Here is a 25,859-nt window from a genome sequence, read left to right as displayed (position 1 = left end):
GACACAGACGGGCGCTTTTCGTTATGATACAAATGACTAATAGCGGGAGGAGAAACATTCGATGCTACTTGAAAAAACAACACGCATGAACTTTCTCTTCGACTTTTATCAAGCATTATTAACAGATAAGCAAAGAAGTTATATGGAACTATACTATTTGGATGATAACTCTCTAGGAGAAATCGCTGAATCGTATGGTGTTTCACGCCAAGCTGTTTACGATAATATTCGTCGAACAGAAGCGATGCTTGAGGAATATGAAGAAAAATTATGTTTACTTGAAAAATTTCAACAACGTACCCAAATGCTGTCGCAATTAACAGCAGGAATAACAGAAAAAACCATGACAGTTGAAGAACAGTTAGCGCTTATAGAACAGCTGAAAGAATGGGATTAGGAGGCGAAAGCAATGGCTTTTGAAGGATTAGCGGAACGACTCCAAGGAACGATCCAAAAGATTAAAGGCAAAGGGAAAGTATCAGAGCAAGATGTCAAAGAAATGATGCGAGAAGTCCGATTTGCTTTAATTGAGGCGGATGTTAACTTAAAAGTAGTCAAAGAATTCGTAAAAAAGGTAAGTGAACGTGCTGTTGGTGTTGATGTTATGCAAAGCTTAACACCAGGTCAGCAAGTTATTAAAATTGTACAAGATGAATTAACAGAATTAATGGGTGGCGAACAAAGCCCCATTAAGTTTAATACAAAGCCACCAACTGTCATTATGATGGTCGGTCTACAAGGTGCAGGGAAAACGACAACTACAGGTAAATTGGCAAATGTATTACGTAAAAAATATAATCGTAAGCCATTGCTAGTTGCCGCTGACGTGTATCGTCCGGCAGCCGTTCAACAATTAGAGACATTAGGTAAACAGTTATCGATACCTGTTTTTGCATTAGGTACTGACATTTCTCCAGTAGAAATTGCACGTCAGGCTATTGAAAAGGCGAAAGAAGAGCATCATGATGTCGTGATCATCGATACGGCAGGTCGTTTGCATATAGATGAGGACTTAATGCAGGAATTAAAGGATATTCGTGCGTTAAAAGAGCCAGATGAAGTATTTCTTGTTGTTGATGCCATGACAGGTCAGGATGCAGTCAATGTAGCAGAAAGCTTTAATGAAGCAATCGGCATTACTGGGGTAGTTTTAACAAAGCTTGATGGTGATACACGTGGTGGTGCGGCACTATCTATCCGTTCTGTGACTCAAAAGCCAATTAAATTTGTTGGGATGGGCGAAAAGATGGATGCGCTGGAGCCATTCCACCCAGAACGTATGGCATCACGTATTTTAGGTATGGGTGATGTGCTGTCATTAATCGAGAAAGCCCAAGCAACGGTTGATGAGGCAAAGGCAAAAGAACTTGAAGAAAAGTTCAAGTCTCAAACCTTTACATTTGATGATTTTGTTGAACAATTACAGCAAGTCAAGAAAATGGGACCTCTTGATGAAATATTAAAAATGCTTCCTGGTGCAAATAAAATTAAAGGCTTAGACAATGTAAAAGTCGATGATAAGCAAATGGGACGGGTGGAGGCTATTATTTATTCCATGACGCCTGCTGAAAAGACCAACCCCGAGATTATTAATGGTAGCCGTAAAAAACGTATTGCTAAAGGCTCAGGGACGTCTATTCAAGAGGTTAATCGTCTGATCAAGCAATTTGATGAAATGAAAAAAATGATGAAGCAAATGACTGGAATGGCAAGTGGTAAAGGGAAGAAAAAAATGAAATTACCAGGCTTTGATTCATTGTTTAAATAATAATTTTTAGGTGTTAAGAAAAAACACTTTACAAACAACCTAAACATTGATAATATACTATCTTGTGTGAAACTTATTCGGAGGTGCTATTAAAATGGCAGTTAAAATTCGCTTAAAACGTATGGGAGCTAAAAAATCTCCTTTCTATCGTATCGTAGTTGCAGACGCTCGTTCACCACGTGACGGTCGTTCAATTGAAACAGTTGGTACTTACAACCCACTAACTCAACCAGCTACTGTAAACATTGATGAAGAGAAAGCTCTTAAATGGTTAGCTGACGGTGCAAAACCATCAGATACAGTACGTAACCTGTTCTCAGAACAAGGAATCATGGAAAAATTCCATAACCAAAAATTCAGTAAATAATCGGGGGCGACGTCTTTGAAGCAGCTGATTGAAGCAATCGTTTTACCGTTAGTCGATTATCCAGAAGAAGTTCGTATTGAGACGGATGAAAATGCAAATCGAATTGTTTATAAACTTTTTGTTCATCCAGAGGATCGAGGGAAAGTCATAGGCAAGCAAGGGCGAGTAGCGAAAGCGATTCGTACAATTGTTTATTCAGCGGCAGGTAGTCACCATCAAAAGAAGACCTACGTCGATATATTGGATTAATAGAAAAGATGTTTACGCTCTTGCACTAAGTACTTTTGGATCCTGATAGATGTGGTTACATGTCGCTTAGGAGTTCGAAGTGGCCTTTTAGCATGAAGCGTAAAATCTGGACGAAGAAGGAGGGAGCTTGTAGGTTCCTTCCTTTTTTTATCTTTTTTCGCAATAGAAGCGCTTTATTCCGCATGAACAAGCTGTAATGCCAACTGTATACTGAAACCAAAGTTAGGTGGTAGATGAGCTACTGTAAATGTTTGATTAGTGAAAGCTAACAACCTGTAGCTCTAAGGACAAGCACAAAATAAAGCATAATTAAAGATTATAGCTAATGGTAATTGCTTATATTGATAATACAAGACAAATTAGTCTTAGCTAAAACTACGTTCTTCCAAAGCAATTCTGCTAACAGTGATAGAAGTGAAAATGCTACGCAAGATGCTTTGTGAAGACAAGTATGTTTTTTACGAGGTGAAAGTTGAATGGAATGGTTTAATGTAGGTCGTATAGTCAATACACATGGTATTCGTGGTGAAATACGTGTGCTATCGACAACAGACTTTGAAGAAGAACGTTTTGCAGTAGGGAATAAGCTTGCTGCCTTTAAAAAAGACGATAAAAAGCCAACATGGGTGACTATTGAATCTGTACGTCGTCATAAAAACTTTATTTTGTTAACCTTTGAAGGTATGAACAATATTAATTTAGTCGAGCCATTTAAAGAAGGCATGCTAAAAGTGACAAAAGATCAAATGACTGATGATCTACTTGAAGAAAATGAATTCTTTTTCCATGAAATAATAGGTTGTACTGTTATTTCTGAAGACGGCCAAACAATTGGTATTGTGGCAGATATCCTGCAAACAGGGGCAAATGATGTGTGGGTAGTCAAAGGTTCGAAAAAAGAGCATTATATCCCTTATATAGAAGATATCGTAAAAGATATAGATGTTGAAGAAAAGAAAATAGTAATTCATGTAATGGAAGGTCTATTATGATGAATATTCATGTACTAAGTCTATTCCCAGATATGTTTTCTGGCGTTTTTGGAGCGTCGATATTAAAGAAAGCACAAGAAAAAGGCGCTGTAAAACTAGAGGTAACGGATATTCGTACATTTTCGGGGAACAAGCACAATCAAGTTGATGACTATCCATATGGTGGTGGAGCAGGCATGGTATTAAAGCCTGAACCTATGTTTAGTGCAGTAGAGGCAATAACTGCAGGAAAACAGCCACGTATCATTTTAATGTGTCCACAGGGTGAAAGATTTACTCAGAAAAAGGCAGAGGAGCTAGCACAGGAAACGGAATTAGTTTTCTTATGCGGGCATTATGAGGGCTATGATGAACGTATACGTCAGCATCTTGTGACAGATGAAATCTCCATTGGTGATTTTGTGTTAACAGGTGGCGAGTTAGGAGCTATGACCGTTATTGATAGTGTAGTTAGACTGTTACCTGGTGTATTAGGGCAAGAGGATTCACATATTCAAGATTCTTTTTCAACAGGTTTATTGGAGCATCCCCATTATACACGACCTGCGGAGTTTCGTGGAATGAAGGTACCTGATGTTTTACTTTCGGGAAATCATGCTAAAATCGAGCAATGGCGAGAGGAACAATCGCTGAAAAGAACTTTTGAGCGTCGACCAGACTTACTCGAGCATTATCCATTAACAGACAAGCAAAAATTGTATCTAGAAAAACTAAAAAACAATCATCAAGATGCTTGATTACGTGCTTTATTTATGATAACATCTATTCTGTACTTCTATGTGAAGTACTGAATTACGGTGTTCCGCTGTGGCATAGATTGCGTGCAAGAGCATCTGTCTAAGGAGAGAAAAACAATGTCAAACATTATTGCAGAAATTACAAAAGCTCAGCTTCGCACTGATCTACCAGCTTTCCGTCCTGGTGATACTGTTAAGGTACACGTGAAAGTAGTAGAGGGTACTCGTGAACGTATCCAAATCTTCGAAGGTGTAGTAATTAAACGTCGTGGTGGCGGTATTAGCGAAACTTTCACAGTTCGTAAAATTTCTTACGGTGTAGGTGTTGAACGTACATTCCCTGTACACACACCAAAAATCGCTAACCTAGAAGTTGTACGTCGTGGTAAAGTACGTCGTGCTAAACTTTACTACCTACGTAACCTACGTGGTAAAGCTGCTCGTATTAAAGAAATTCGATAATTATGACTTAAAAGTGAGGGGCTTGAGTTCAAGCCCCTTTTCTTTTTGCTTGTCATCTTAATTCACTATCATCTAAAATGGTGATAGACAAGGGGGCAATTCTCGATGGAAAAACAGGTGAAAGAAAAGAATGAATTATGGGAATGGACAAAAGCACTATTAATTGCATTTGCGATTGCTGCAATTATTCGATATTTTTTATTTACACCCATAGCAGTTGATGGAGAGTCCATGATGCCAACCCTTGAAGATGGCGATCGAATGATTGTGAATAAAATTGGTTATAAAATAGGTGAACCGAAACGTTTTGATATCGTTGTATTTCATGCACCTGAACAAAAAAATTATATTAAGCGTGTAATTGGATTGCCGGGGGATACACTGGAGTATAAGGACGATCAATTGTATATCAATGGTGAGCCAATAGATGAGCCCTATTTAGATGCTTATAAAGCGCAAATCACCGGAGGAACCTTAACAGAAGACTTTACCCTAAAAGACATCGATGTTTCTTTGGACACCATTCCTGAAGGATATGTTTTTGTCATGGGGGACAATCGTCGAAATAGTAAAGATAGCCGACATATCGGGCTAGTTGAACAAAAGGAAATTATCGGTAACACCAGTTTGATTTTCTGGCCGTTTAGTGACATAAAAATTGTAAAGTAATGCAAGAAAGGGAGCGCTGAATCACTCCCTTTTTCTTTTAGTTTAGGAGGTATAGGTGTGACAATACAATGGTTTCCTGGGCATATGGCAAAAGCCCGACGTGAAGTAACTGAAAAATTAAAGCTTGTTGATATTATATTTGAATTAATAGATGCTCGTTTACCCCTATCCTCGCGTAATCCGATGATCGACGAAGTAATTAATCAAAAACCTCGTCTGTTAATTTTAAATAAAGCGGATATGACAGATGAGCAAGAAACACGTAAATGGGTAGAATATTTTGCTCAACGTGGTCATAGAGCAGTAGCCATTAATTCACTTGAGGGCAAGGGCTTACAGCAAGTAACAAAAGCCGCACAAGAAATTTTAAAAGAAAAATTTGACCGTATGAAAGCAAAAGGAATGAAACCTAGAGCTATTCGTGCCATGATTGTTGGAATTCCGAACGTTGGAAAATCAACGCTCATCAATCGCTTAGCGAAAAAAAATATCGCTAAAACGGGCAATACACCAGGTGTGACTAAAGCACAGCAGTGGATTAAAGTCGGTAAAGAACTGGAGCTTTTGGATACGCCAGGTATTTTATGGCCGAAGTTTGAGGATCAAGAAGTAGGATTTAAATTAGCTTTAACAGGTGCCATTAAGGATACCATTACAAATATGGAAGACTTAGCTGTCTATGGTTTGCGATTCTTATCTGTTCATTATCCAAAGCGTATGGAAGAGCGATATGGTATCGAATTTATTCATGAAGAGTTAGTGGATACATTCGACCATATTGGAAAACTACGTCGTGTATTCGGTCCTGGTGGAGAAATTGACTATGATCAAGTAGCTCAACTAATTGTTCGAGATATACGCGGATTACAATTAGGTAAACTTACCTTTGATTTTGTTGAAGAACAGCTAGAAAAAGAAGCTGAGCAATTATAAGTTTTGAAACTGTCACATGTTCTTGTGGCAGTTTTTCTTTTAGGAATGACTTTTCTTACCGATAATGACTATAGAGAGGTAAATAGTTTTCAAGTTAAAGAGACTACATAAACATGTTATAGTTTTAATGAGTAGTAGCAAGAAGGAGTACAAAATGAAAACCATTAAAGAAATTACAACTGCATTGAAAGATGCGGAGGAATGGCAAGATTGGATGATAGAAATTGAGGCGGATGAAAGAGCTGGCGTACAGAAGGCTTGGCTTACATGGCAAAAAAGACAAGATAAAAAACGTCAATTACAAAAAGAACATCAAGCAAAAGTCGCATTCGATTTAAGCTACGGGGGCATAGATACATTGATTGCTGGTGTAGATGAGGCGGGACGTGGACCGTTAGCGGGGCCAGTCGTGACTGCAGCTGTGATATTACCGACTAATTGCGAGGCGCTTGTTGGATTGAATGATTCGAAACAATTATCAAAGGAAAAAAGAAACGCCTTTGCCACTTTAATTAAAGAGCATGCCATTAGTTATTTTATCCATTTTCAATCGGCCCAGCAAATCGATGCGTTAAATATTTTTGAGGCAACCAAACAATCTATGAAAGCAAGTGTAGAATCACTAACAAAAAAGCCGGATGTTGTTCTTGTAGATGCTATGACATTGCCTATTTCAATCCCACAGGATTCGATTATTAAAGGTGATGCTAAAAGCTTAGCAATAGCGGCAGCCTCTATTTTAGCTAAAACAGCCCGAGATGATTATATGGAACAATTAGATAAGGACTTTCCGATGTATGGCTTTGGACAACATGCCGGCTATGGTACAAAGCAGCATTTAAAAGCATTAGAGGAATACGGACCAACTATTCATCATCGTAAATCATTCGAACCGATTAAATCCATGTTTCAATAACGTTCAAAAAGGAAACACAATTACACGAAGGAGTAATTGATGAAAGGAGTTTGTATATGACAGCCACATCATTTAATCCGATTCAACCGCAACAAAATGCTATCACATCAACAAATCAACCCCTTGCCTTAAAGCAAGGACAAGTATTCCATGGCACAATTAAGCAATTATATCCAGACCAGATGGCAGAAATACAAGTAGGCAATCAAAAGTTCATAGCTAAACTTGAAGTACCATTAAAAGCTGGGGATGCCCATTTCTTTCAGGTAACAGGAACAAATCCACAAACAGAATTGAAAGTGGTGACTGGACCGATGATGCAAGCATCTACGCCCAATCAACAAATTAATCAGCTTTTAGAATCTATGAATTTACCTAAATCTACAGAGATGCAGCAATTGTTGGGACATTTTATGAAGGCGCAGCTACCTATTTCGAAAGATCAACTGCTCCAAGCAGAAATATGGTTAAAGGCATTGCCAGAAGGGATGTCGAAAGTGGATGCACTGCAAACCATCCAAAAAATGATAGAGCTTAAAATGCCGATGACAAATGATGTGTTTTATGCGCTCATGAATGGTCAAAAAACGTCGGGTATGACCACGCTCATGGACAACTTTGCTCAGCTTTTAGCAAAGGATGTAACTTTATCTGCCCAATTGAGGCAAAATCTAATGCAACAAGTACAAGCGATTGCCAAGCCTTTTGAAGTAGAAACGGGTGGTGTCATCCTTGCTAGAGTTCTTCAGAGTTTAACAAATAGTGCTGCAATGATGAGTGAAAAAATGCAAGCATTATCGATTCTCAAGGAATCAGGCATTCTTCCACAGCAGGCTACATTACAAAACTGGTCAAACATTAAAGAAGCAAAAGCTTTTCAACCAATGCAGCAAGCTGGACAAGTTATTCAAACCATCGTTGCTACAAAGCCTGAAAATGCCAGTCAACTTGTGGAACAGCTTAAAACATGGCTAGGAAATCAACAATTATTAACGAATGAGCAAAAACAGCAAATCAATCAGCTAATGGACCGTTTTAATCAGATACCGGTAACCAAACAAACGCTAGATGTTTTTGCTAAACAAATGCAGGATCAACTATTAAAAGCGTTTGCCCAAAATACAGCTGATCGTCTATTTACACAGGATGCCCATGCACTTTCTGTGAAGGATCATCTGCTCTCTCTTTTTAGGCAAGAATCAAATTCTCCTTTCCAGAATGAAGTTCTAATGCGCAACCTTGTGAAAAATAGCATTGATTCTACACAACCATTTATTCAGCAAACTTTAACCCAAGCAGATGCACTAGTACAAAATTCGATGGATAGCAAAGCGATGGAGCATGCCCTAAAAACAGTGTTAAAAAATTTAGGGATTAGCTATGAGGCTACCTTAGGCAATAAATCAGCGGATCTGCAAATGATTGCTCATCAGCTAAAGCCACAGCTCCATACATTATTGCAGGAAACTAATACGACACCTCAAATGAAGGAAGCGGCAGAAATGCTCATGACACGTATGAATGGCATGCAGCTATCTTCAGGAGAGAATGGTCATCAACATCAGCTTATTATGCAAGTCCCGCTTGAGTTTTTCGGCAAAAAGATGGATGCAACATTACAATGGAATGGTCGTATGAAGGATGATGGCAAAATCAATGCCAACTATGCACGTGTATTATTTTATTTACAGATGGCATCAATGCAAGAAACGGTGATTGATATGCAGGTTCAAAATAGAGTGGTCACAGTAACAGTCTTTAATGAGCATTCAGATATTCAGCCACTTGCGGAGCCACTAAAGGCAGCCTTGAAAATGGGCTTGGCAGAAAAAAATTATCAACTTTCAGGAGTGTTTATTAAACAATTTGACAAGGGGCAAACGGCAAAAGTAAGTCCTGTAGTAGAACAGCAAGAGGAGCATAGTGGGGTGGATATCCGCGTATGAGCGAAGAAAAATTTACACGAAAAGAGGCAATTGCGCTTACTTATAAACTTGGACAATTTGATAGTCCAACTGTTGTAGCAAAGGGAAAAGGGAAAATTGCTGAAAATATTTTAGCTCGTGCCACTGAGCACAATGTGCCAATTTATGAGGATCCTAACCTCGTGCAATTGCTTGGTCAACTAGATTTAAATGAGTCCATTCCAGAAGAATTATATCAGGCCGTAGCTGAGGTTTTTGCATTTATATATCGTTTAGATCAGCAACATGCGCGAAAATATAGAAAAAATGAAGTATTCTGACTATTCTCGCAAGCTGTTTTAGTACACAAAATAGAAAAAAGCGGCATAATAAGAGAGAAAATTCGAACTAAAGACAAAGTGTAGACTTTATCAGAATCTTTCGTTAGAATAGTCTATGTTAGTAAAACAATTCTACGCAAATGTTTGATGGGAGGATGTATTATGAATATCCATGAATATCAAGGGAAAGAGATTCTGAGAAAATATGGTGTAGCTGTACCGAACGGAAAAGTTGCTTTTTCCCCTGATGAAGCAGTGAAAGTAGCGAAGGAACTTGGCTCAAATGTAACAGTAGTCAAGGCGCAAATTCATGCAGGTGGACGCGGTAAAGCAGGTGGTGTAAAAATCGCTAAAAACCTAGACGAGGTACGTACGTACGCAAAAGAATTATTAGGGAAAATTTTAGTGACTCATCAAACAGGTCCAGAAGGTAAAGAAGTAAAACGCTTGTATATTGAAGAGGGTTCTGATATCCAAAAAGAATATTATTTAAGTCTAGTATTAGATCGTGCAACATCTCGTGTTACTATGATGGGATCTGAAGAAGGCGGTATGGATATTGAAGAGGTTGCAGAAACAAATCCAGAAAAAATCTTCAAAGAAGTAGTAGATCCTGTTGTGGGCTTAACAAGCTTCCAAGCACGTCGTATGGCGTTTAATATGAATATTCCAGCAAACCTAGTAGGGAAAGCTGTTAAATTAATGTTAGGTTTATATCAAGCATTTATCGACAAAGATGCTTCGATTGTAGAAATTAATCCACTTGTTGTAACTGGACAAGGTGAAGTTGTGGCATTAGATGCAAAGTTCAATTTTGATGCGAATGCACTATATCGACATAAAGATATTGTCGAATTACGCGATTTTGACGAAGAAGATGCAAAAGAAATCGAAGCATCCAAATATGATTTAAGCTATATTTCATTAGATGGTAACATTGGTTGTATGGTTAATGGTGCCGGTCTTGCAATGGCCACTATGGATACAATTAGTTATTATGGCGGAAGCCCTGCTAACTTCCTAGATGTAGGGGGCGGTGCAACAGCTGAAAAAGTAACAGAGGCTTTCAAAATTATCCTTTCTGATCCAAACGTAAAAGGCATTTTCGTAAACATTTTTGGCGGAATTATGAAGTGTAACATTATTGCTGAAGGTGTTGTGACAGCTGCTAAAGAAATTGGTTTAGCTGTGCCGTTAGTTGTACGTTTAGAAGGTACAAATGTAGAACTTGGAAAAGAAATTTTAAATGCATCTGGTTTAAACATCGTTGCAGCGGATTCAATGGCTGACGGTGCACAAAAAATTGTGGGACTAGTAGGCTAAGGAAGGCAGGGAGAACAATGGCTGTATTTATTAACAAAGATACGAAGGTAATTGTACAAGGGATTACGGGCGAAACAGCTCTTTTCCATACGAAGCAAATGCTAGAGTATGGTACTAAAATCGTAGCAGGTGTAACACCAGGTAAAGGTGGACTTGAAATCGAGGGAGTTCCTGTTTTCAATACAGTAGCAGAAGCTGTAGCTGCAACAGGTGCTACAACTTCAGTTATCTATGTACCTGCACCATTTGCGGCAGATGCAATTTTAGAAGCTGTTGATGCTGAATTAGAATTAACAATCTGTATCACAGAGCATATTCCTGTCCTTGATATGGTTAAAGTTAAACGTTATATGGAAGGTAAAAAGACTCGCTTAGTAGGTCCAAACTGTCCGGGTGTAATTACTGCTGACGAATGTAAGATTGGGATCATGCCTGGTTACATTCATACAAAAGGCCATGTAGGAGTTGTTTCTCGTTCTGGTACTTTAACATATGAAGCGGTGCACCAACTAACACAAGCTGGCATTGGTCAAACAACTGCTGTAGGTATCGGTGGAGACCCTGTTAACGGTACAAACTTCATTGATGTTCTAGAAGCATTTAATAATGATCCAGAAACATACGCAGTAGTTATGATTGGAGAAATCGGTGGTACAGCTGAGGAAGAGGCAGCTGCATGGATTAAGGCAAATATGACGAAACCTGTCGTAGGCTTTATCGGTGGACAAACAGCACCTCCAGGCAAACGTATGGGTCACGCTGGTGCTATCATTTCTGGTGGTAAAGGAACAGCAGCAGAAAAAATTAAAGCGATGAACGCTGCTGGTATTGAAGTAGCGGAAACACCGTCTGTTATTGGTGAAACGTTGATTAAAGTAATTAAAGAAAAAGGGCTATACGAAAAGTGTAAAACCCATTAAAATGGAAGATGTAGCACATTGCGGCTACATCTTTTTCATTATTTATACACTGTATACCATCTTCTCTTTTTCCTACTTGCGGTGAAGAAAACGACAATTCTGTGGCAGGTGTCATAAATAATGATGAAAAAGTTGTGTTGAAATTATCTTGCGGTCATTTAATTTCTTCTATTATAAAAGGAGGTTTGTTAAATGATCCTTGCAATGGATACCCAGAGATTACTAGCTTTACATTATGTTTACCCATTACCACTTCAGAAACTTCAGCGTTTATTGACCCCGGTGAATATTTTAAACGAGTTTGAAAATATTCAATATGATGAAATAGCAAAGGTTTTACAAATATCGGCACATAAAGCATATCAACTCTCGTACAGTTTTCGACAAATTATGACAACTTCATTTGAAGAGGTTTATGCACAAGAAAATATAGTCCCCATACCGTTTTATCATCCTTACTTCCCAGCGCAATTATTTGAAATATCCAACCCACCTACTGTATTGTATGTGAAAGGTCAGTATTCCCTGTTATCAAATAATAAACAGATAGCTATTATAGGTTCTAGGAAGGCTACAGCGTATTCAAAGAGGGCGATAGATGTCATAGTCCCACCTCTTGTTCAACGTGGGTATACGGTCGTCAGTGGGCTTGCTAGAGGTGCTGATACGATAGCACATAGGGCGACAATTGATGTGGGAGGCCACACAATTGCGGTGCTTGGACATGGTTTTAATTATCTCTATCCAGCAGAAAATCGCGTTCTTGCTAAACAATTGGCAGAACACCAACTATTAGTGACAGAATACCCCCCTTACATGAAGCCTGAAAAATGGCATTTTCCAATGCGTAATCGAATTATTAGTGGATTATCGCAGGCCTTAGTTGTCACAGAAGCTGCGTTGAAAAGTGGCACGCTTATTACAACTGAGCTTGCATTGGAGCAAGGGAAAGATGTATTTGTTGTGCCAGGACCTATCGATGCAATGCAGTCTAGGGGAACAAATCAATTACTTTTAGAAGGGGCCATTCCAGTAATAAATGGTCATCAAATTATTGAAACATTGGACCTCTTTTCTAACAAAAATTGAAAAAAAGTTGCATTATCTTAAAATCTGTTATACATTTTGCAACAGGTAACTTAAAAAATTTAGTAATAGACCTCGCTAAGGGGGAGACATAGATGGCGGATTATTTAGTGATTGTAGAATCACCGGCAAAAGCAAAAACAATTGAACGATATTTAGGTAAGAAATATAAAGTAAAAGCATCGGTTGGACATGTTAGGGATCTTCCACGTAGCCAAATGGGTGTTAGTGCTGAGAATAACTTTGAACCTAAATATATTACGATACGTGGTAAAGGACCTGTATTACAGGAATTAAAATCTGCGGCAAAAAAAGTGAAGAAAGTTTATCTAGCGGCCGATCCAGACCGCGAGGGAGAAGCAATTGCTTGGCACCTTGCGACTGCGTTAAACATTGATATTCACTCAGATTGTCGTGTTGTATTTAATGAAATCACCAAGGATGCAATTATAGAGTCCTTTAAAAATCCACGTCCAATTAACATGGATTTAGTAGATGCACAACAAACAAGACGTATATTGGATAGACTCGTAGGCTATAACATTAGCCCAATTCTGTGGAAAAAGGTGAAAAAGGGTCTATCAGCAGGTCGTGTACAATCGGTAGCTCTACGCATGATTATTGATCGTGAAAATGAAATTAAAAACTTCCAACCAGAAGAATATTGGACAATTGAAGGAACATTTGAAAAAGGTAAAAAAACCTTTGATGCTCTTTACTATGGAAATGGTAAAGACAAAATTAAATTAACAAATGAAGAACAAGTAAAGGCAATATTAAAAGATGTAAAAGGAACAAACTTTAATGTTGTCAATGTAACGAAAAAGGAACGCAAACGTAATGCTGCGCCAGCCTTTACAACATCTTCTTTACAACAAGAGGCAGCACGAAAGTTGAATTTCCGAGCTAAGAAAACCATGATGCTAGCTCAACAGTTATATGAAGGTATTGATATTGGAAAAAAAGAAGGAACAGTCGGGTTAATCACATATATGCGTACCGATTCAACACGTATTTCAGATACGGCTAAAGCGGAAGCGGTTACTTATATTGAAGGAAAGTATGGTAAAGAATATATTGCTACTGAGATAAAGCAAACGAAGAAGGCTTCGAATGCGCAGGATGCTCATGAAGCAATACGCCCAACAAGCACAATGCGTACACCAGATGAATTGAAGACTGTTCTTAGCCGTGATCAGTTACGTTTATATCGCTTAATTTGGGAGCGCTTTATCGCCAGCCAAATGGCTCCAGCAATATTAGATACGGTAGCAGTTGATCTTCAAAACGGTGATGTTTTATTCCGAGCGAATGGCTCACAAGTCAAATTTGCTGGCTTTATGAAACTGTATATCGAAGGTACTGATGATCAGACAGAAGAGACGACAAAACTTTTGCCTGAAATGGAAATTGGTGATCAAGTAAAATCGCTTGAAATCGAGCCTAAGCAACATTTTACACAGCCACCACCACGTTATTCAGAGGCGCGACTTGTTAAAACAATGGAAGAACTAGGTATTGGGCGCCCATCCACATATGCACCGACCCTCGATACAATTCAGCGCCGTGGCTATGTTGTATTAGATGCTAAACGCTTTATGCCAACAGAGCTAGGTGAAATTGTACACCAACTCGTACTAGAATTTTTCCCGGATATCATAAACATCGAATTCACAGCACAAATGGAACAAGATCTAGATGATATTGAAGAAGGCAATCGTCAATGGAAAAATGTTGTGGAAGAGTTTTATAAAGACTTTGAAGTTCATGTAAAACATGCAGATGAGGCTATGGAAAAAGTAGTGATTAAAGATGAACCTGCTGGAGAGGATTGCGAGCTTTGTGGATCCCCGATGGTTTATAAGCTTGGACGATATGGCAAATTTATGGCTTGCTCGAACTTCCCGGACTGTAGAAATACAAAAGCTATTATGAAACCTATTGGTGTGAAATGTCCTTCCTGTGAAACGGGCGAAATTGTAGAGCGAAAAAGTAAAACAAAACGACTGTTCTATGGTTGTAACCAATACCCTGAATGTGAATTTGTATCATGGGACAAGCCGATTAGTAGACCATGCCCGAAATGTAGTGCATTATTAGTAGAGAAAAAGATAAAAAAAGGTGTCCAAATTCAATGTACAAAGTGTGACTATGAAGAGACACCAACTCAATGATAGATAGGAAGATGGTAAGAAACATGGCTGAACAAGTAGTAAATGTAATTGGAGCGGGACTTGCAGGTAGTGAAGCAGCTTGGCAAATTGCTAAGCGTGGTGTAAAAGTTAAACTTTATGAGATGCGTCCAGTAAAGCAAACGCCAGCGCACCATACGGATAAGTTTGCAGAACTTGTTTGTTCTAACTCATTGCGTGCAAATGGTTTAACAAATGCCGTAGGCGTTATTAAAGAAGAAATGCGTTTGTTAGATTCTGTTATCTTAAAAGCTGCAGATCAGTGCTCAGTACCTGCTGGCGGCGCATTAGCAGTAGATCGTCATGAATTTGCGGGATATGTAACTGAGGCTGTAAAAAACCACCCACTAGTGGAGGTTATTCATGAAGAAGTTACTGAAATTCCTGAAGGTATTACAGTTATTGCAACAGGTCCATTGACTTCAAAAGCTTTAGCTGAGAAAATTCAAGGCTTAACTGGCTTAGATTATTTATACTTTTACGATGCAGCAGCACCCATTATTGAAAAAGATAGTATAGACATGGATAAAGTTTATTTGAAGTCTCGTTATGATAAAGGTGAAGCAGCATATTTAAACTGTCCTATGACAAAAGAAGAATTTGATCGTTTCCGTCAAGCATTAATAGAAGCGGAAGTTGTTCCATTGAAAGAATTTGAAAAAGAAATATATTTTGAGGGATGTATGCCGATCGAAGTTATGGCTGCGCGCGGCGAGAAAACGATGTTATTTGGTCCTATGAAACCAGTAGGTCTTGAAGATCCAAAAACAGGGAAACGTCCTTATGCTGTTGTGCAACTTCGTCAAGATGATGCAGCTGGCACCCTTTATAACATTGTTGGTTTCCAAACGCATCTTAAATGGGGGCCGCAAAAGGAAGTACTACAGCTAATCCCTGGATTAGAGAATGTGGAAATTGTACGCTATGGTGTTATGCACCGTAATACATTCATCAACTCTCCAAAAGTTTTAGAAAAGACATATCAACTTCGTGAACGCAAAAACATTTTCTTTGCAGGTCAGATGACAGGCGTAGAAGGATATGTTGAATCAGCAGGAAGTGGGTTAATTGCAGGAATTAATGCTGCTCGTTTAGCATTAGGGCAAGACCCGATTATTTTCCCATTTGAAACGGCATTAGGAAGTATGGCCCGTTATATAACAGAAGCTCAATCGAAAAACTTCCAGCCGATGAATGTTAACTTCGGTATATTCCCTGAGTTACCACCAGGACGCCGTTCTAAACCGGAACGTGCTGAAATGCATGCAACACGTGCTTTGAGCACAATTCGAAATTTTGTGAATTCACAAACAATTTGATTGCCAAAAGCCTCTAAAAGTTGATATACTCTTAGAGGCTTTTTCTTTTTGTAGACAAAATGCTTAATTAGACGTATTTTATTATTTTGTATGGACATTTTCTCAAAATATAACTATTTACACTTGCTATATTACGAAGATAGGTTTAGTGTCAATATGTATGTTTATTAATGATGAGCAAAACGATGCAAACTTGTAAGAGATGACAAAGATATATATATCCGTTATATTACAAGTGTCAGTCATTTGAGAAAATTATTAATAAATCATTGGTGGTGAATCTTTCCATGTTAGTTTCGTCCCAAGATGCACTCGAACAGTTCATGCTTTACATCCAAGTTGAAAAGAACTTCTCTGTTCATACAGTGCGAGAATATGAATCAGACCTGCTAGATTTTTTAACCTTTTTACAAACGGAGGGAATCAATGATTTAGCGAGTGTTGAATATATACATGCACGTCTTTATGTAACAAAGTTGTATGAAGAAAAAAGGGCAAGGGCTTCTATTTCTAGAAAGATTTCCTCGATCCGTTCCTTTTTTCGCTTTCTAAATAGACAATACGGATTAGATGACGGAGCATTCCGTTCGCTCTATCACCCTAAAAAAGAATCTCGTTTACCAAATTTTTTCTACGAAGAAGAATTGAAGCAGCTATTTGATGCGAATACTGGTGATGATTTGAAATCATTGAGAAATATAGCTATATTAGAGCTGTTATATGCTACAGGTATACGTGTAAGTGAACTGACTTCTATTCAAGTAGAGGATGTAGATTTTCATTATTCAATCATACGAGTAATGGGTAAAGGTCGAAAAGAACGAATTATTCCATTTGGTCAATTTGCGAGTTTAGCAATGCAGGACTACATAGAGCAAGCTCGTCCTCGATTGATGAAAAAGACCAGTCATCAGCAGTTGTTTGTCAATATGCGCGGTGGGGAACTTACGCCTCGAGGGGTACGTCATATTTTAAACGAAATGATTGACAAGGCCTCACTCCATACGAAAATTTACCCACACATGCTTCGCCATACTTTTGCCACTCATTTATTGAATAATGGCGCTGATTTGCGAACGGTGCAGGAGTTATTAGGTCACTCTCATTTATCTTCTACACAAGTTTACACACATGTAACAAAAGAGCATCTTCGTCAAACATATATGAATGCTCATCCAAGGGCATAATAGAGCTAAGGAGGAAGGCATATGGGACAAATTCATGCGACAACGATATTTGCGGTTCATCATAACGGAGGATGTGCCATGGCTGGTGATGGCCAAGTAACATTGGGAAATGCAGTTGTGATGAAGGGTACAGCAAGGAAGGTCAGACGTCTGTTTAATGGGCAGGTCCTTGCGGGTTTTGCAGGTTCCGTTGCTGATGCTTTTACACTGTTTGAAATGTTTGAAGGCAAACTAAATGAATATAACGGTAATTTACAACGTGCTGCAGTAGAAGTGGCAAAGCAGTGGCGTGGTGATAAAATGCTTCGTCAGCTGGAAGCAATGTTATTAGTAATGGATAAAACGACATTACTACTTGTTTCAGGTACAGGAGAAGTAATTGAACCAGATGATGGTATTTTGGCAATTGGCTCTGGTGGAAACTATGCATTATCTGCGGGCAGAGCTTTGAAAAAATATGCAGGTGAAACGATGACTGCTCGTGAAATTGCAGAAGCGGCATTAGAAACAGCTGCTGAAATATGTGTATTTACGAATCATAATATTATCGTGGAGGCGCTGAACTAATGACGCAAAAAAATTTAACGCCAAGACAAATTACTGAGCATTTAGATCGCTATATTGTTGGGCAGAATGAAGCTAAGCGAGCAGTAGCCATTGCGTTGCGCAATCGCTATCGTCGTTCGTTGTTAAATGATGATATGAAGGCTGAAGTTATTCCGAAAAATATTTTAATGATTGGTCCAACTGGTGTCGGAAAAACGGAAATTGCCAGAAGAATTGCGAAGCTTACAAATGCTCCTTTTGTAAAAGTTGAAGCGACAAAGTTTACAGAGGTAGGCTATGTAGGTCGAGATGTTGAATCAATGGTTCGTGACTTAGTAGAAGCCTCACATCGTTTAGTTAAGGAAGAAATGATGGAGTCTGTTAAGGAACAAGCTGAGGAATTAGCAAATGAAGCAATCGTCAAACTTTTAGTGCCTTCTTTAAGGAAAAAACAGGCGATGCAAAATCCATTTGAAATGTTATTCGGTGGGAAAGAACAATCATCAACTGACGATTCATCAAATGATGAAGCTGAGGTACGCTCTAAGCGCGCGCAAATTGCCATTGATTTACGCAATGGTAAATTAGAAAATGAATGGGTTACTGTAGAAGTTACAGAACAAAATCCATCAATTTTTGATGCGCTTCAAGGAACTGGAATGGATATGTCTGCGAATAGCGGCATGCAGGATATGTTATCTAGTTTAATGCCGAAAAAACAGAAAAAACGCCGTGTGCAAGTGAAAGATGCACGCCGTATTTTAACTATAGAAGAAGCCAATAAACTGATAGATGCTGACGAAGTGGCACAAGAAGCTATTACTAGAGCAGAACAATCGGGTATCATTTTTATTGATGAAATCGATAAAATTGCTAGTAAAGAAGGAAACACTTCAGCAAATGTCTCACGTGAAGGTGTTCAACGAGATATTCTACCAATTGTAGAAGGATCTACTGTCACTACGAAATATGGAGCAGTGAAAACCGATTATATGCTGTTTGTAGCAGCAGGTGCATTCCATATGTCGAAGCCATCGGATTTAATTCCTGAATTACAAGGCCGTTTCCCAATTCGTGTAGAGCTAGAAAAATTAACAAAACAAGACTTTGTAAGAATTTTGCAAGAGCCAGATCAATCGCTTATTTTGCAATACAAAGCATTATTAGAAACAGAAGGCGTGGAAATTCATTTCACAACAGATGCAATTGAGCGAATTGCTGAAATAGCAACAGAGGTTAATCAGGAAACAGATAATATCGGAGCCCGTCGTTTACACACGATTTTAGAACGTTTACTTGAAGAGCTATCGTTTGAAGCATCTGAAATTGCACCAGCAAGTATCCCAATCAATGCTGCGTATGTTGATCAAAAACTTGCGGGTATAGTAAAAAACAAAGATTTATCACAATTTATACTGTAGGGTAAAGTGAATTAGTATCATTCAGTATTAAAAACCTTTAGAATATTTAGTAAATACTCTTCGGATTATTTATAGGAGGAACATATAATGAATTTATTAGAAAAAACACGTAAAATTAACTCGATGCTTCAAGCTTCTGCTGGTAAGCCGGTAAACTTTAAAGAAATGGCTGATACTTTAGGAGATATTATTGATAGTAATGTCTATATTTTAAGCCGTAAAGGTAAATTATTAGGTATTTCAATTCACCAACAAATTGAAAACGAACGTATGAAGAAAATGTTCGAAGAGCGACAATTCCCAGAAGAATACACTCATAGCTTATTTACGATTTCTGAAACATCATCGAATTTAGATATCAATAACGAACATACTGCTTTTCCTGTAGAAAATAAAGATTTATTCCAAAATGCTTTAACAACTATCGTACCAATCGTTGGTGGTGGAGAGCGTTTAGGAACACTGATCCTTGCTCGTTTATCTTCTCAATTTGAAGATGATGATTTAATTTTAGCGGAGTACGGCGCAACAGTAGTTGGTATGGAAATTTTACGTGAGAAATCTGAAGAAATTGAAGAAGAGGCTCGTAGCAAAGCTGTCGTACAAATGGCTATCAATTCCCTGTCATACAGTGAGTTAGAAGCAATTGAACATATTTTTGAAGAACTTGATGGCAATGAAGGTTTATTAGTTGCATCAAAAATTGCTGACCGAGTGGGTATTACACGATCAGTAATTGTAAATGCATTACGTAAACTTGAATCTGCTGGTGTAATTGAATCTCGTTCTTTAGGTATGAAAGGTACTTATATTAAAGTACTAAATGATAAATTCTTAAATGCTTTAGCAGAAATTAAAATGAAATAATAATACAGATGAAAGCGTCTAGAGTAACTCTAGGCGCTTTCGAACTGTTGGTAAAAGGAATCGGGACTTCATTTTCGATTCCTTTTATCATATAATACCTTGTAGCATTAGTAGTTCATTAAAGGACCAGCCACGACCGGATGATTAGCTTCTTTAAATTTTAGAAAAATAAGCTCACTATCTTAACCATCTTATAGATATTTATCTTGTCCATGCTTTTCATCTAGCACAAAAATTCTTTCAAGGTTTCTTTTCACTTTGTGTAGTGTTATTTAATATCAGTAGATAAAAGAAAAGAGAGGCAGCCAGCACGACTCGCCGATTGAAAGCGTCTGGCCTTTGAGTTTATCAAAATAAAAACTTTCAAACTTCTTGAGATTGTCTACTGTTCGAAGCTCTAGAGTAAATCTAGGCGCTTTTTTTATGCAAAAGTATCTTCAGTTTTTGTATTTGCACTATATGCTCTTTTAGAAATTATACAAAAATATTGAAACATGATACTTTTTGTTTCTTTCTTCCTAATATTGTTCAACAATTTGTCACTACCATTAGCACATATAATTTTCTAGTATGTTACTTTAGAATATAGTGAACAAATTGTGAAATGTTCATTTGTAAAATACTTTCGTAATGAATGAACTAGTAAAAAGGGACCTTTATTTATAAGTTAATAAAAAGGCGATAAAGCTCAAAAAAAGGCGTATTTAATACTAAAAGCGTAAACACTGTCGAAATAGTGTAAAATAACTAGATGTATACTATCCTTCCGTGAAGCCTAGAGACGAAAGGGTTCCGGAAGTTTTGTCACGGTTTAGTGGGATAAAAAATAGGGCATATAGACTATCAAAAAGTGACAAAAGACAATAGACACTAGGTATCATCTTAATTACAATTGTATTATTGGATAAATTAACAAGTACATAAATTGGAATAAAATGAGGTGAACAGTTTTGAATTTATTTGGAGGAACTATTAGTAGCCTGGAAAAAGGACTTTCCTATGCAACTTTGAATCATAAAACAATCGCAAATAATATTGCGAATGTCGATACGCCTAATTATAAGGCGAAAAATGTTAGTTTTAAGGGTATGTTGGAAGAACAAAAAAGTATAGCTATCTCTGCTTATCGTACTGATAGTAGACATTATGATTTCACGATTCGACAATCTACACCTGGTGTCAATAATGTTGAGAATCTGCGATATAGGAATAACGGAAATGCTGTAGACATGGATGCTGAGCAGGCGAAATTAGCTGAGAATCAAATTTATTACAATGCTTTAATTGATCGTGTAAATGGAAAATTAAATACATTAAATACTGTAATTAAAGGAGGTAAGTAATAGATGTCTATATTTCACGGGATGAATACCACTGCCTCTGCTTTAACAGCGCAACGATTACGCATGGATGTCATTTCTTCTAATATGGCTAATATGGATACAACTCGCGCTCGTCAAGTGAATGGGGAATGGGAACCATATCGACGTAAGTCTGTTACGTTCAGTGCACAAGAAGGACAATTTTCAAAATTTTTGAATGTTGCACTTGGTAAAAACGCCAAAAGTGGTGTTGGTAATGGTGTCAAAGTTACTCGTATTTCTGAAGATCAAGAAACACCTTTTAAACTTGTTTATGACCCAACTCATCCAGATGCAAATGCAGATGGTTATGTCAATATGCCGAACGTTGATCCATTAAAAGAAATGGTTGACTTAATGTCAGCTACGCGCTCCTATGAAGCGAATATAACTGTGTTTAATGCAAATAAATCAATGCTTACTAAGGCTTTAGAGATTGGTAAATAAACTAAGTAGAAAGGAAGATACATAATGGCTATTTCGTCCGTTTCGCTAATGACACCTACTCAGGTTGTAAATGAAACAAATAAACTTAATACAACACCTTATGAAGCCCAACAAAGCTTCGCGAACTCGTTAAAAGAAGCGATTTCTAAAGTGAATGATCAGCAAATAACTTCTGATACATATACTCAAAAACTGATTAAAGGTGAAGACGTAGAGTTGCACGAAGTGATGATTGCATCACAAAAGGCAAGCATTACATTAAACGCAACAATTGAAGTTCGCAATAAGGTGATTGAAGCTTACCAAGAAATAATGCGCATGAGTGTTTAATTTTATTATTAGATAAGGAGACTCCTTTTCAAAATAGATTAATAACCACTATATAGTGGGCTCATTATGTTTGCAAATTATTGATGGCTAGGTTATTCACTATAACCGGAGGATTCATAATGAATGAACGATTGACGAAAATAAAGAACGACACTAGTCAATTTTGGACGAGTCGAAGTAAAAAGCAAAAAATAGTTATGATTGGATCCCTAGTAGGAGTAATCGCACTAGCTGCCATTGTGACATTTTTTGCTTCAAAAACTACATATGTTCCACTTTATAAAGATTTATCGACAAGGGAGATTGGACAAGTAAAAGAAGCGTTAGATTCTCAAGGTGTAACCTATCAAATTGCTCCAGGTGGAACATCTATTTTGGTGCCAGAAGAGCAAGTTGACGCCTTATTAGTTCAATTAGCTTCAGAGGGGTATCCACAGACAGGTACAATTGATTACTCATTTGCTAATAGTTCAGGATTTGGTATGACAGATAATGAATTTAACCTACTTAAAAAAGCAGCTACTGAAACAGAAATTGCAAAGCTTTTTAAAAATTTAGAAGGTGTTAAAGATGCAAAAGTAATGATTACTGTCCCAGAAGAAGGGGTATTCGTTACGGATGTTCAAGAAGAGGCAACAGCATCTATTGTATTAAATACAGACCCCGGCTATAAATTCACAGAACAGCAAATTACTACTATGTACAATTTGGTGTCCAAAAGTATTCCAAATTTAAAAACTGATAATATTGTGATCTCTAACCAATTCTCAGAGTACTTTGATTTGAATGCCGCCACAGCAGATGGAACTTCTACAACAACTGCTGAAGGTCAATTACAAATGAAGAAATTAGTTGAACGTGATCTACAGCGTCAAGTACAAAATATGCTTGGCACATTAATGGGACAAGATAAAGTGATGGTTTCTGTCACAACAGATATTGATTTCAAAAAAGAAAATCGAGAAGAAAATCTTGTGACACCTGTTGATGAGGAAAATATGGAAGGTATTGCGATTAGTGCTCAACGAATTACAGAGCAATATTCTGGTACTGGAGCAGCAGCAGCTGGAACACCTGAAGCTGAAACAACTACTGATAACTTTACTACTTATAACGAAGGTGCTATGGGGAACGGGGATTATGAACGTACAGAAGAGACGATTAATAATGATGTAAACCGTATCCGTAAAGACATCCAAGAAGCTCCTTATAAAATTCAAGATATTGGGATTCAAGTCATTGTTGAACCACCGACAGCGGCTGACGCAGCATCGTTACCAGATGGTGTCCGTGAAGATATTGAGAAAATTTTAAGTACGATTGTTCGTACAACGATCTCCAAAGACGTTGCAGCAGAACTTACACAAGAGCAAATTGATGAAAAAGTAGCCGTATCTGTACAACCACTATACGGTAAGGCAACAGAGATTGCTGACGAAAAGCCTGTTATTCCATGGTGGGTTTGGGTTATTGGCGGTATCTTATTAGCCGTTATTTTACTACTTGCGTTCTTTATTATCCGTTCACGTAAACGTGCGAAGGAAGAAGAAGAGCTAAGTATCCTAGAAGAACAAGAAGAATTAATGATTGATGATATTAATGAAGAAATTGAAACGGAAGCTACAATGCGTCGTAAGCAGCTTGAAAAAATGGCTAAAGAAAAGCCAGATGATTTTGCGAAATTACTGCGTAGTTGGATTGCTGAAGACTAACTAGGAGGTTCGGCTGTGTCCAAGAAAGAAAAGGAATTAACCGGAAAACAAAAGGCCGCACTCTTGTTAATATCATTAGGGCCTGAGGTTTCAGCTTCTGTTTATAAACATTTAACAGAGGAAGAGATTGAACGTTTAACTTTAGAAATTTCGAGTGTTAAAAAAGTAGAAGCAAATGTTAAAGAAGAGATTATCGAAGAATTTCACAATATCGCACTAGCACAAGACTATATCACACAAGGTGGTATTGGCTATGCGAAAACTGTTTTAGAAAAAGCGCTCGGAGTTGAACAAGCACAAACGATTATTAATCGTTTAACTTCTTCTTTGCAAGTGCGTCCGTTTGATTTTGCACGAAGAGCTGATCCAGCACAAATTTTCAACTTTATCCAAAATGAACATCCACAAACAATTGCCCTGATTCTCTCCTATTTAGAGGCGGGGCAAGCGGGTGTTATTTTATCTTCATTACCACAGGAAGTACAAGCTGATATTGCTAAACGTATTGCGGTTATGGAGTCGACTTCCCCAGAAGTGATTAGTGAAATTGAATCTGTGTTAGAACGTAAATTATCATCAACCGTGACACAGGATTACACGGAAACGGGTGGTATTGATGCAGTCGTTGAAGTTTTAAATGGTGTAGATCGACAAACAGAAAAAACAATCCTCGATGCACTCGAAATACAAGATCCAGAGCTTGCAGAGGAAATCAAGAAACGTATGTTTGTGTTCGAAGATATCGTTACACTCGACAATCGTTCTATACAGCGTGTTATTCGCGATTGTGAAAACGAAGACTTACTGCTTTCAATGAAGGTATCAAGTGAAGAAGTGAAAGATATTATTTTCCGCAATATGTCACAACGTATGGCGGAAACGTTTAAAGAAGAAATGGAGATTATGGGACCTGTACGATTACGTGATGTAGAGGAAGCACAATCTCGAATTGTTGCTGTTATTCGTCGTCTAGAGGATGCTGGAGAGATTATCATTGCTCGTGGTGGAGGAGATGACGTCATTGTCTAGAATCATCCGTTCTATTTACACACAATCCGATAGCGATAATGTTAAGGAAATACAAATCCGTGATATGTTTGAGCCGATTGAGCCTGAACAAGTTGACATGCCGCGACAGCATGAATTATCAATGGATGACATATTGGCAGAGCGAGATCAGTTACTTGCAGAAGCTAGATCTATGCTGCAAACAGAGCGTGAGAAGTTTGAACAAGAAAAGCAAATGCACTTTCAAGAGATTGAACACTTGAAACTCAGTTGGGAAGAAGAGAGACCAAATCGAGTTCAAGAAGCTTATGATGAAGGATTTGGGCAAGGTTATGAAGATGGTATGAACAAAGCTACTGAAGCGATGGCCCAGTCTCTTCAAACAGCAAATGAAATTATTATTCAAGCTAAAGAAAATGCTCAAAAATATATTGATGATCAAGAAGCAGTTATTTTAGAGCTTGGTCTAACTGCTGCTGAACGAATTATTGGCACGTCATTAGAACAGAATAGCGAACTGTTTGTGTCGATTGTACGCAGAGGATTAAAAGAAGCAAGAGAAATGAAAGAAATTAAAATTTATGTTTCTCCAGCTTATTATGCTTTAATTACAGCCAACCGTGATGAATTAGCAGAAATGTTCCCAATTGACGTACCGTTTATGATTTTTGTAAATGAAGATTTGGAGAATGAAACAGATTGCTATATTGAAACAAATCATGGTCGTATTATGGTTAGTATTGATGAGCAATTGAATGAGCTTAGGTTAAAGCTACATGAAATATTAGAAAGTAAGGAATGA

The 25,859-nt window shown here is 37.8% G+C and carries 27 protein-coding genes; all 27 read left to right on the top strand.

The features are described from left to right. Positions 1-61: 61 nt before the first annotated feature. The 27 genes from SJW71_RS18900 (at position 62) to fliH (ending at position 25,859) form a co-directional block, all read left to right on the top strand. Positions 62-397, top strand: a complete 336-nt coding sequence (locus SJW71_RS18900; protein ID WP_274795941.1) for a putative DNA-binding protein — start codon at positions 62-64, stop codon at positions 395-397. Between the two features lie 12 nt (positions 398-409). Continuing rightward, positions 410-1,768 (top strand): signal recognition particle protein, encoded by a 1,359-nt coding sequence (gene ffh / locus SJW71_RS18895; protein WP_274795942.1) that lies wholly within the window; start codon positions 410-412, stop codon positions 1,766-1,768. Positions 1,769-1,862: 94 nt separating this feature from the next. Next, a complete protein-coding gene (gene rpsP, locus SJW71_RS18890) occupies positions 1,863-2,135 on the top strand; it encodes a 30S ribosomal protein S16 (protein WP_024362057.1) in 273 nt (90 codons plus the stop codon). 15 nt (positions 2,136-2,150) lie between these two features. Further along, a complete protein-coding gene (locus SJW71_RS18885) occupies positions 2,151-2,384 on the top strand; it encodes a KH domain-containing protein (protein WP_004269410.1) in 234 nt (77 codons plus the stop codon). A 476-nt stretch (positions 2,385-2,860) separates the two neighbouring features. Further along, complete coding sequence (gene rimM, locus SJW71_RS18880) at positions 2,861-3,376, top strand: ribosome maturation factor RimM (RefSeq protein WP_274795943.1); 516 nt, start codon at positions 2,861-2,863, stop codon at positions 3,374-3,376. Continuing rightward, positions 3,376-4,113 (top strand): tRNA (guanosine(37)-N1)-methyltransferase TrmD, encoded by a 738-nt coding sequence (gene trmD, locus SJW71_RS18875; protein ID WP_312505489.1) that lies wholly within the window; start codon positions 3,376-3,378, stop codon positions 4,111-4,113. The genes rimM and trmD overlap by 1 nt, the downstream gene beginning before the upstream one ends. A gap of 117 nt (positions 4,114-4,230) precedes the next feature. After that, the gene (gene rplS, locus SJW71_RS18870; RefSeq protein ID WP_274795944.1) at positions 4,231-4,575 is read left to right on the top strand and encodes a 50S ribosomal protein L19; all 345 of its coding nucleotides are present in this window, start codon (positions 4,231-4,233) and stop codon (positions 4,573-4,575) included. Between the two features lie 105 nt (positions 4,576-4,680). Next, positions 4,681-5,244: a signal peptidase I gene (lepB, locus tag SJW71_RS18865; protein WP_274795945.1), complete on the top strand. Its 564-nt coding sequence runs from the start codon at positions 4,681-4,683 to the stop codon at positions 5,242-5,244. Between the two features lie 57 nt (positions 5,245-5,301). Then, positions 5,302-6,177: a ribosome biogenesis GTPase YlqF gene (gene ylqF / locus SJW71_RS18860; protein WP_431811340.1), complete on the top strand. Its 876-nt coding sequence runs from the start codon at positions 5,302-5,304 to the stop codon at positions 6,175-6,177. Positions 6,178-6,331: 154 nt separating this feature from the next. Then, positions 6,332-7,093, top strand: a complete 762-nt coding sequence (locus SJW71_RS18855) for a ribonuclease HII (RefSeq protein WP_322605977.1) — start codon at positions 6,332-6,334, stop codon at positions 7,091-7,093. Between the two features lie 56 nt (positions 7,094-7,149). Beyond that, positions 7,150-9,039 carry a hypothetical protein gene (locus SJW71_RS18850; protein ID WP_431811339.1) on the top strand — a complete coding sequence of 630 codons (1,890 nt, stop codon included), beginning with the start codon at positions 7,150-7,152 and terminating at the stop codon, positions 9,037-9,039. After that, a complete protein-coding gene (locus SJW71_RS18845) occupies positions 9,036-9,338 on the top strand; it encodes an EscU/YscU/HrcU family type III secretion system export apparatus switch protein (RefSeq protein WP_274795949.1) in 303 nt (100 codons plus the stop codon). The genes SJW71_RS18850 and SJW71_RS18845 overlap by 4 nt, the downstream gene beginning before the upstream one ends. Before the next feature lie 162 nt (positions 9,339-9,500). Next, on the top strand, positions 9,501-10,661 hold the full coding sequence (gene sucC, locus SJW71_RS18840) for an ADP-forming succinate--CoA ligase subunit beta (RefSeq protein WP_274795950.1): 1,161 nt from the start codon (positions 9,501-9,503) through the stop codon (positions 10,659-10,661). Positions 10,662-10,678: 17 nt separating this feature from the next. After that, positions 10,679-11,581, top strand: a complete 903-nt coding sequence (gene sucD / locus SJW71_RS18835; protein ID WP_274795951.1) for a succinate--CoA ligase subunit alpha — start codon at positions 10,679-10,681, stop codon at positions 11,579-11,581. 192 nt (positions 11,582-11,773) lie between these two features. Further along, the gene (dprA, locus tag SJW71_RS18830) at positions 11,774-12,670 is read left to right on the top strand and encodes a DNA-processing protein DprA (protein ID WP_431811338.1); all 897 of its coding nucleotides are present in this window, start codon (positions 11,774-11,776) and stop codon (positions 12,668-12,670) included. A gap of 92 nt (positions 12,671-12,762) precedes the next feature. After that, the gene (topA, locus tag SJW71_RS18825; protein ID WP_274795953.1) at positions 12,763-14,841 is read left to right on the top strand and encodes a type I DNA topoisomerase; all 2,079 of its coding nucleotides are present in this window, start codon (positions 12,763-12,765) and stop codon (positions 14,839-14,841) included. A 23-nt stretch (positions 14,842-14,864) separates the two neighbouring features. After that, complete coding sequence (gene trmFO / locus SJW71_RS18820; protein WP_312505168.1) at positions 14,865-16,178, top strand: FADH(2)-oxidizing methylenetetrahydrofolate--tRNA-(uracil(54)-C(5))-methyltransferase TrmFO; 1,314 nt, start codon at positions 14,865-14,867, stop codon at positions 16,176-16,178. Positions 16,179-16,465: 287 nt separating this feature from the next. Next, positions 16,466-17,365 carry a tyrosine recombinase XerC gene (gene xerC / locus SJW71_RS18815; RefSeq protein WP_274795955.1) on the top strand — a complete coding sequence of 300 codons (900 nt, stop codon included), beginning with the start codon at positions 16,466-16,468 and terminating at the stop codon, positions 17,363-17,365. Positions 17,366-17,386: 21 nt separating this feature from the next. Next, on the top strand, positions 17,387-17,932 hold the full coding sequence (gene hslV, locus SJW71_RS18810; RefSeq protein ID WP_004229270.1) for an ATP-dependent protease subunit HslV: 546 nt from the start codon (positions 17,387-17,389) through the stop codon (positions 17,930-17,932). After that, positions 17,932-19,332, top strand: coding sequence for an ATP-dependent protease ATPase subunit HslU (gene hslU, locus SJW71_RS18805; RefSeq protein ID WP_322605973.1), 1,401 nt, complete (start codon positions 17,932-17,934; stop codon positions 19,330-19,332). Before hslV ends, hslU begins: the two co-directional genes overlap by 1 nt. A gap of 87 nt (positions 19,333-19,419) precedes the next feature. After that, the gene (gene codY, locus SJW71_RS18800) at positions 19,420-20,199 is read left to right on the top strand and encodes a GTP-sensing pleiotropic transcriptional regulator CodY (protein ID WP_004229266.1); all 780 of its coding nucleotides are present in this window, start codon (positions 19,420-19,422) and stop codon (positions 20,197-20,199) included. A gap of 950 nt (positions 20,200-21,149) precedes the next feature. Next, positions 21,150-21,542, top strand: a complete 393-nt coding sequence (flgB, locus tag SJW71_RS18795; protein ID WP_274795957.1) for a flagellar basal body rod protein FlgB — start codon at positions 21,150-21,152, stop codon at positions 21,540-21,542. Positions 21,543-21,545: 3 nt separating this feature from the next. Beyond that, positions 21,546-22,007 (top strand): flagellar basal body rod protein FlgC, encoded by a 462-nt coding sequence (gene flgC, locus SJW71_RS18790; RefSeq protein ID WP_274795958.1) that lies wholly within the window; start codon positions 21,546-21,548, stop codon positions 22,005-22,007. A 24-nt stretch (positions 22,008-22,031) separates the two neighbouring features. Continuing rightward, positions 22,032-22,337 (top strand): flagellar hook-basal body complex protein FliE, encoded by a 306-nt coding sequence (fliE, locus tag SJW71_RS18785; protein ID WP_274795959.1) that lies wholly within the window; start codon positions 22,032-22,034, stop codon positions 22,335-22,337. 119 nt (positions 22,338-22,456) lie between these two features. Next, positions 22,457-24,049, top strand: coding sequence for a flagellar basal-body MS-ring/collar protein FliF (gene fliF, locus SJW71_RS18780; protein ID WP_322605971.1), 1,593 nt, complete (start codon positions 22,457-22,459; stop codon positions 24,047-24,049). Between the two features lie 15 nt (positions 24,050-24,064). Next, positions 24,065-25,078 carry a flagellar motor switch protein FliG gene (fliG, locus tag SJW71_RS18775; RefSeq protein ID WP_248718157.1) on the top strand — a complete coding sequence of 338 codons (1,014 nt, stop codon included), beginning with the start codon at positions 24,065-24,067 and terminating at the stop codon, positions 25,076-25,078. Beyond that, complete coding sequence (fliH, locus tag SJW71_RS18770) at positions 25,071-25,859, top strand: flagellar assembly protein FliH (RefSeq protein WP_322611412.1); 789 nt, start codon at positions 25,071-25,073, stop codon at positions 25,857-25,859. The genes fliG and fliH overlap by 8 nt, the downstream gene beginning before the upstream one ends.

The sequence above is a fragment of the Lysinibacillus sp. FW12 genome (assembly GCF_050817245.1).
GTDB lineage: Bacteria > Bacillota > Bacilli > Bacillales_A > Planococcaceae > Lysinibacillus > Lysinibacillus irui.
Note: the sequence above shows the minus strand (reverse complement) of the source record. Positions and strands in the feature narration are given on the sequence as shown.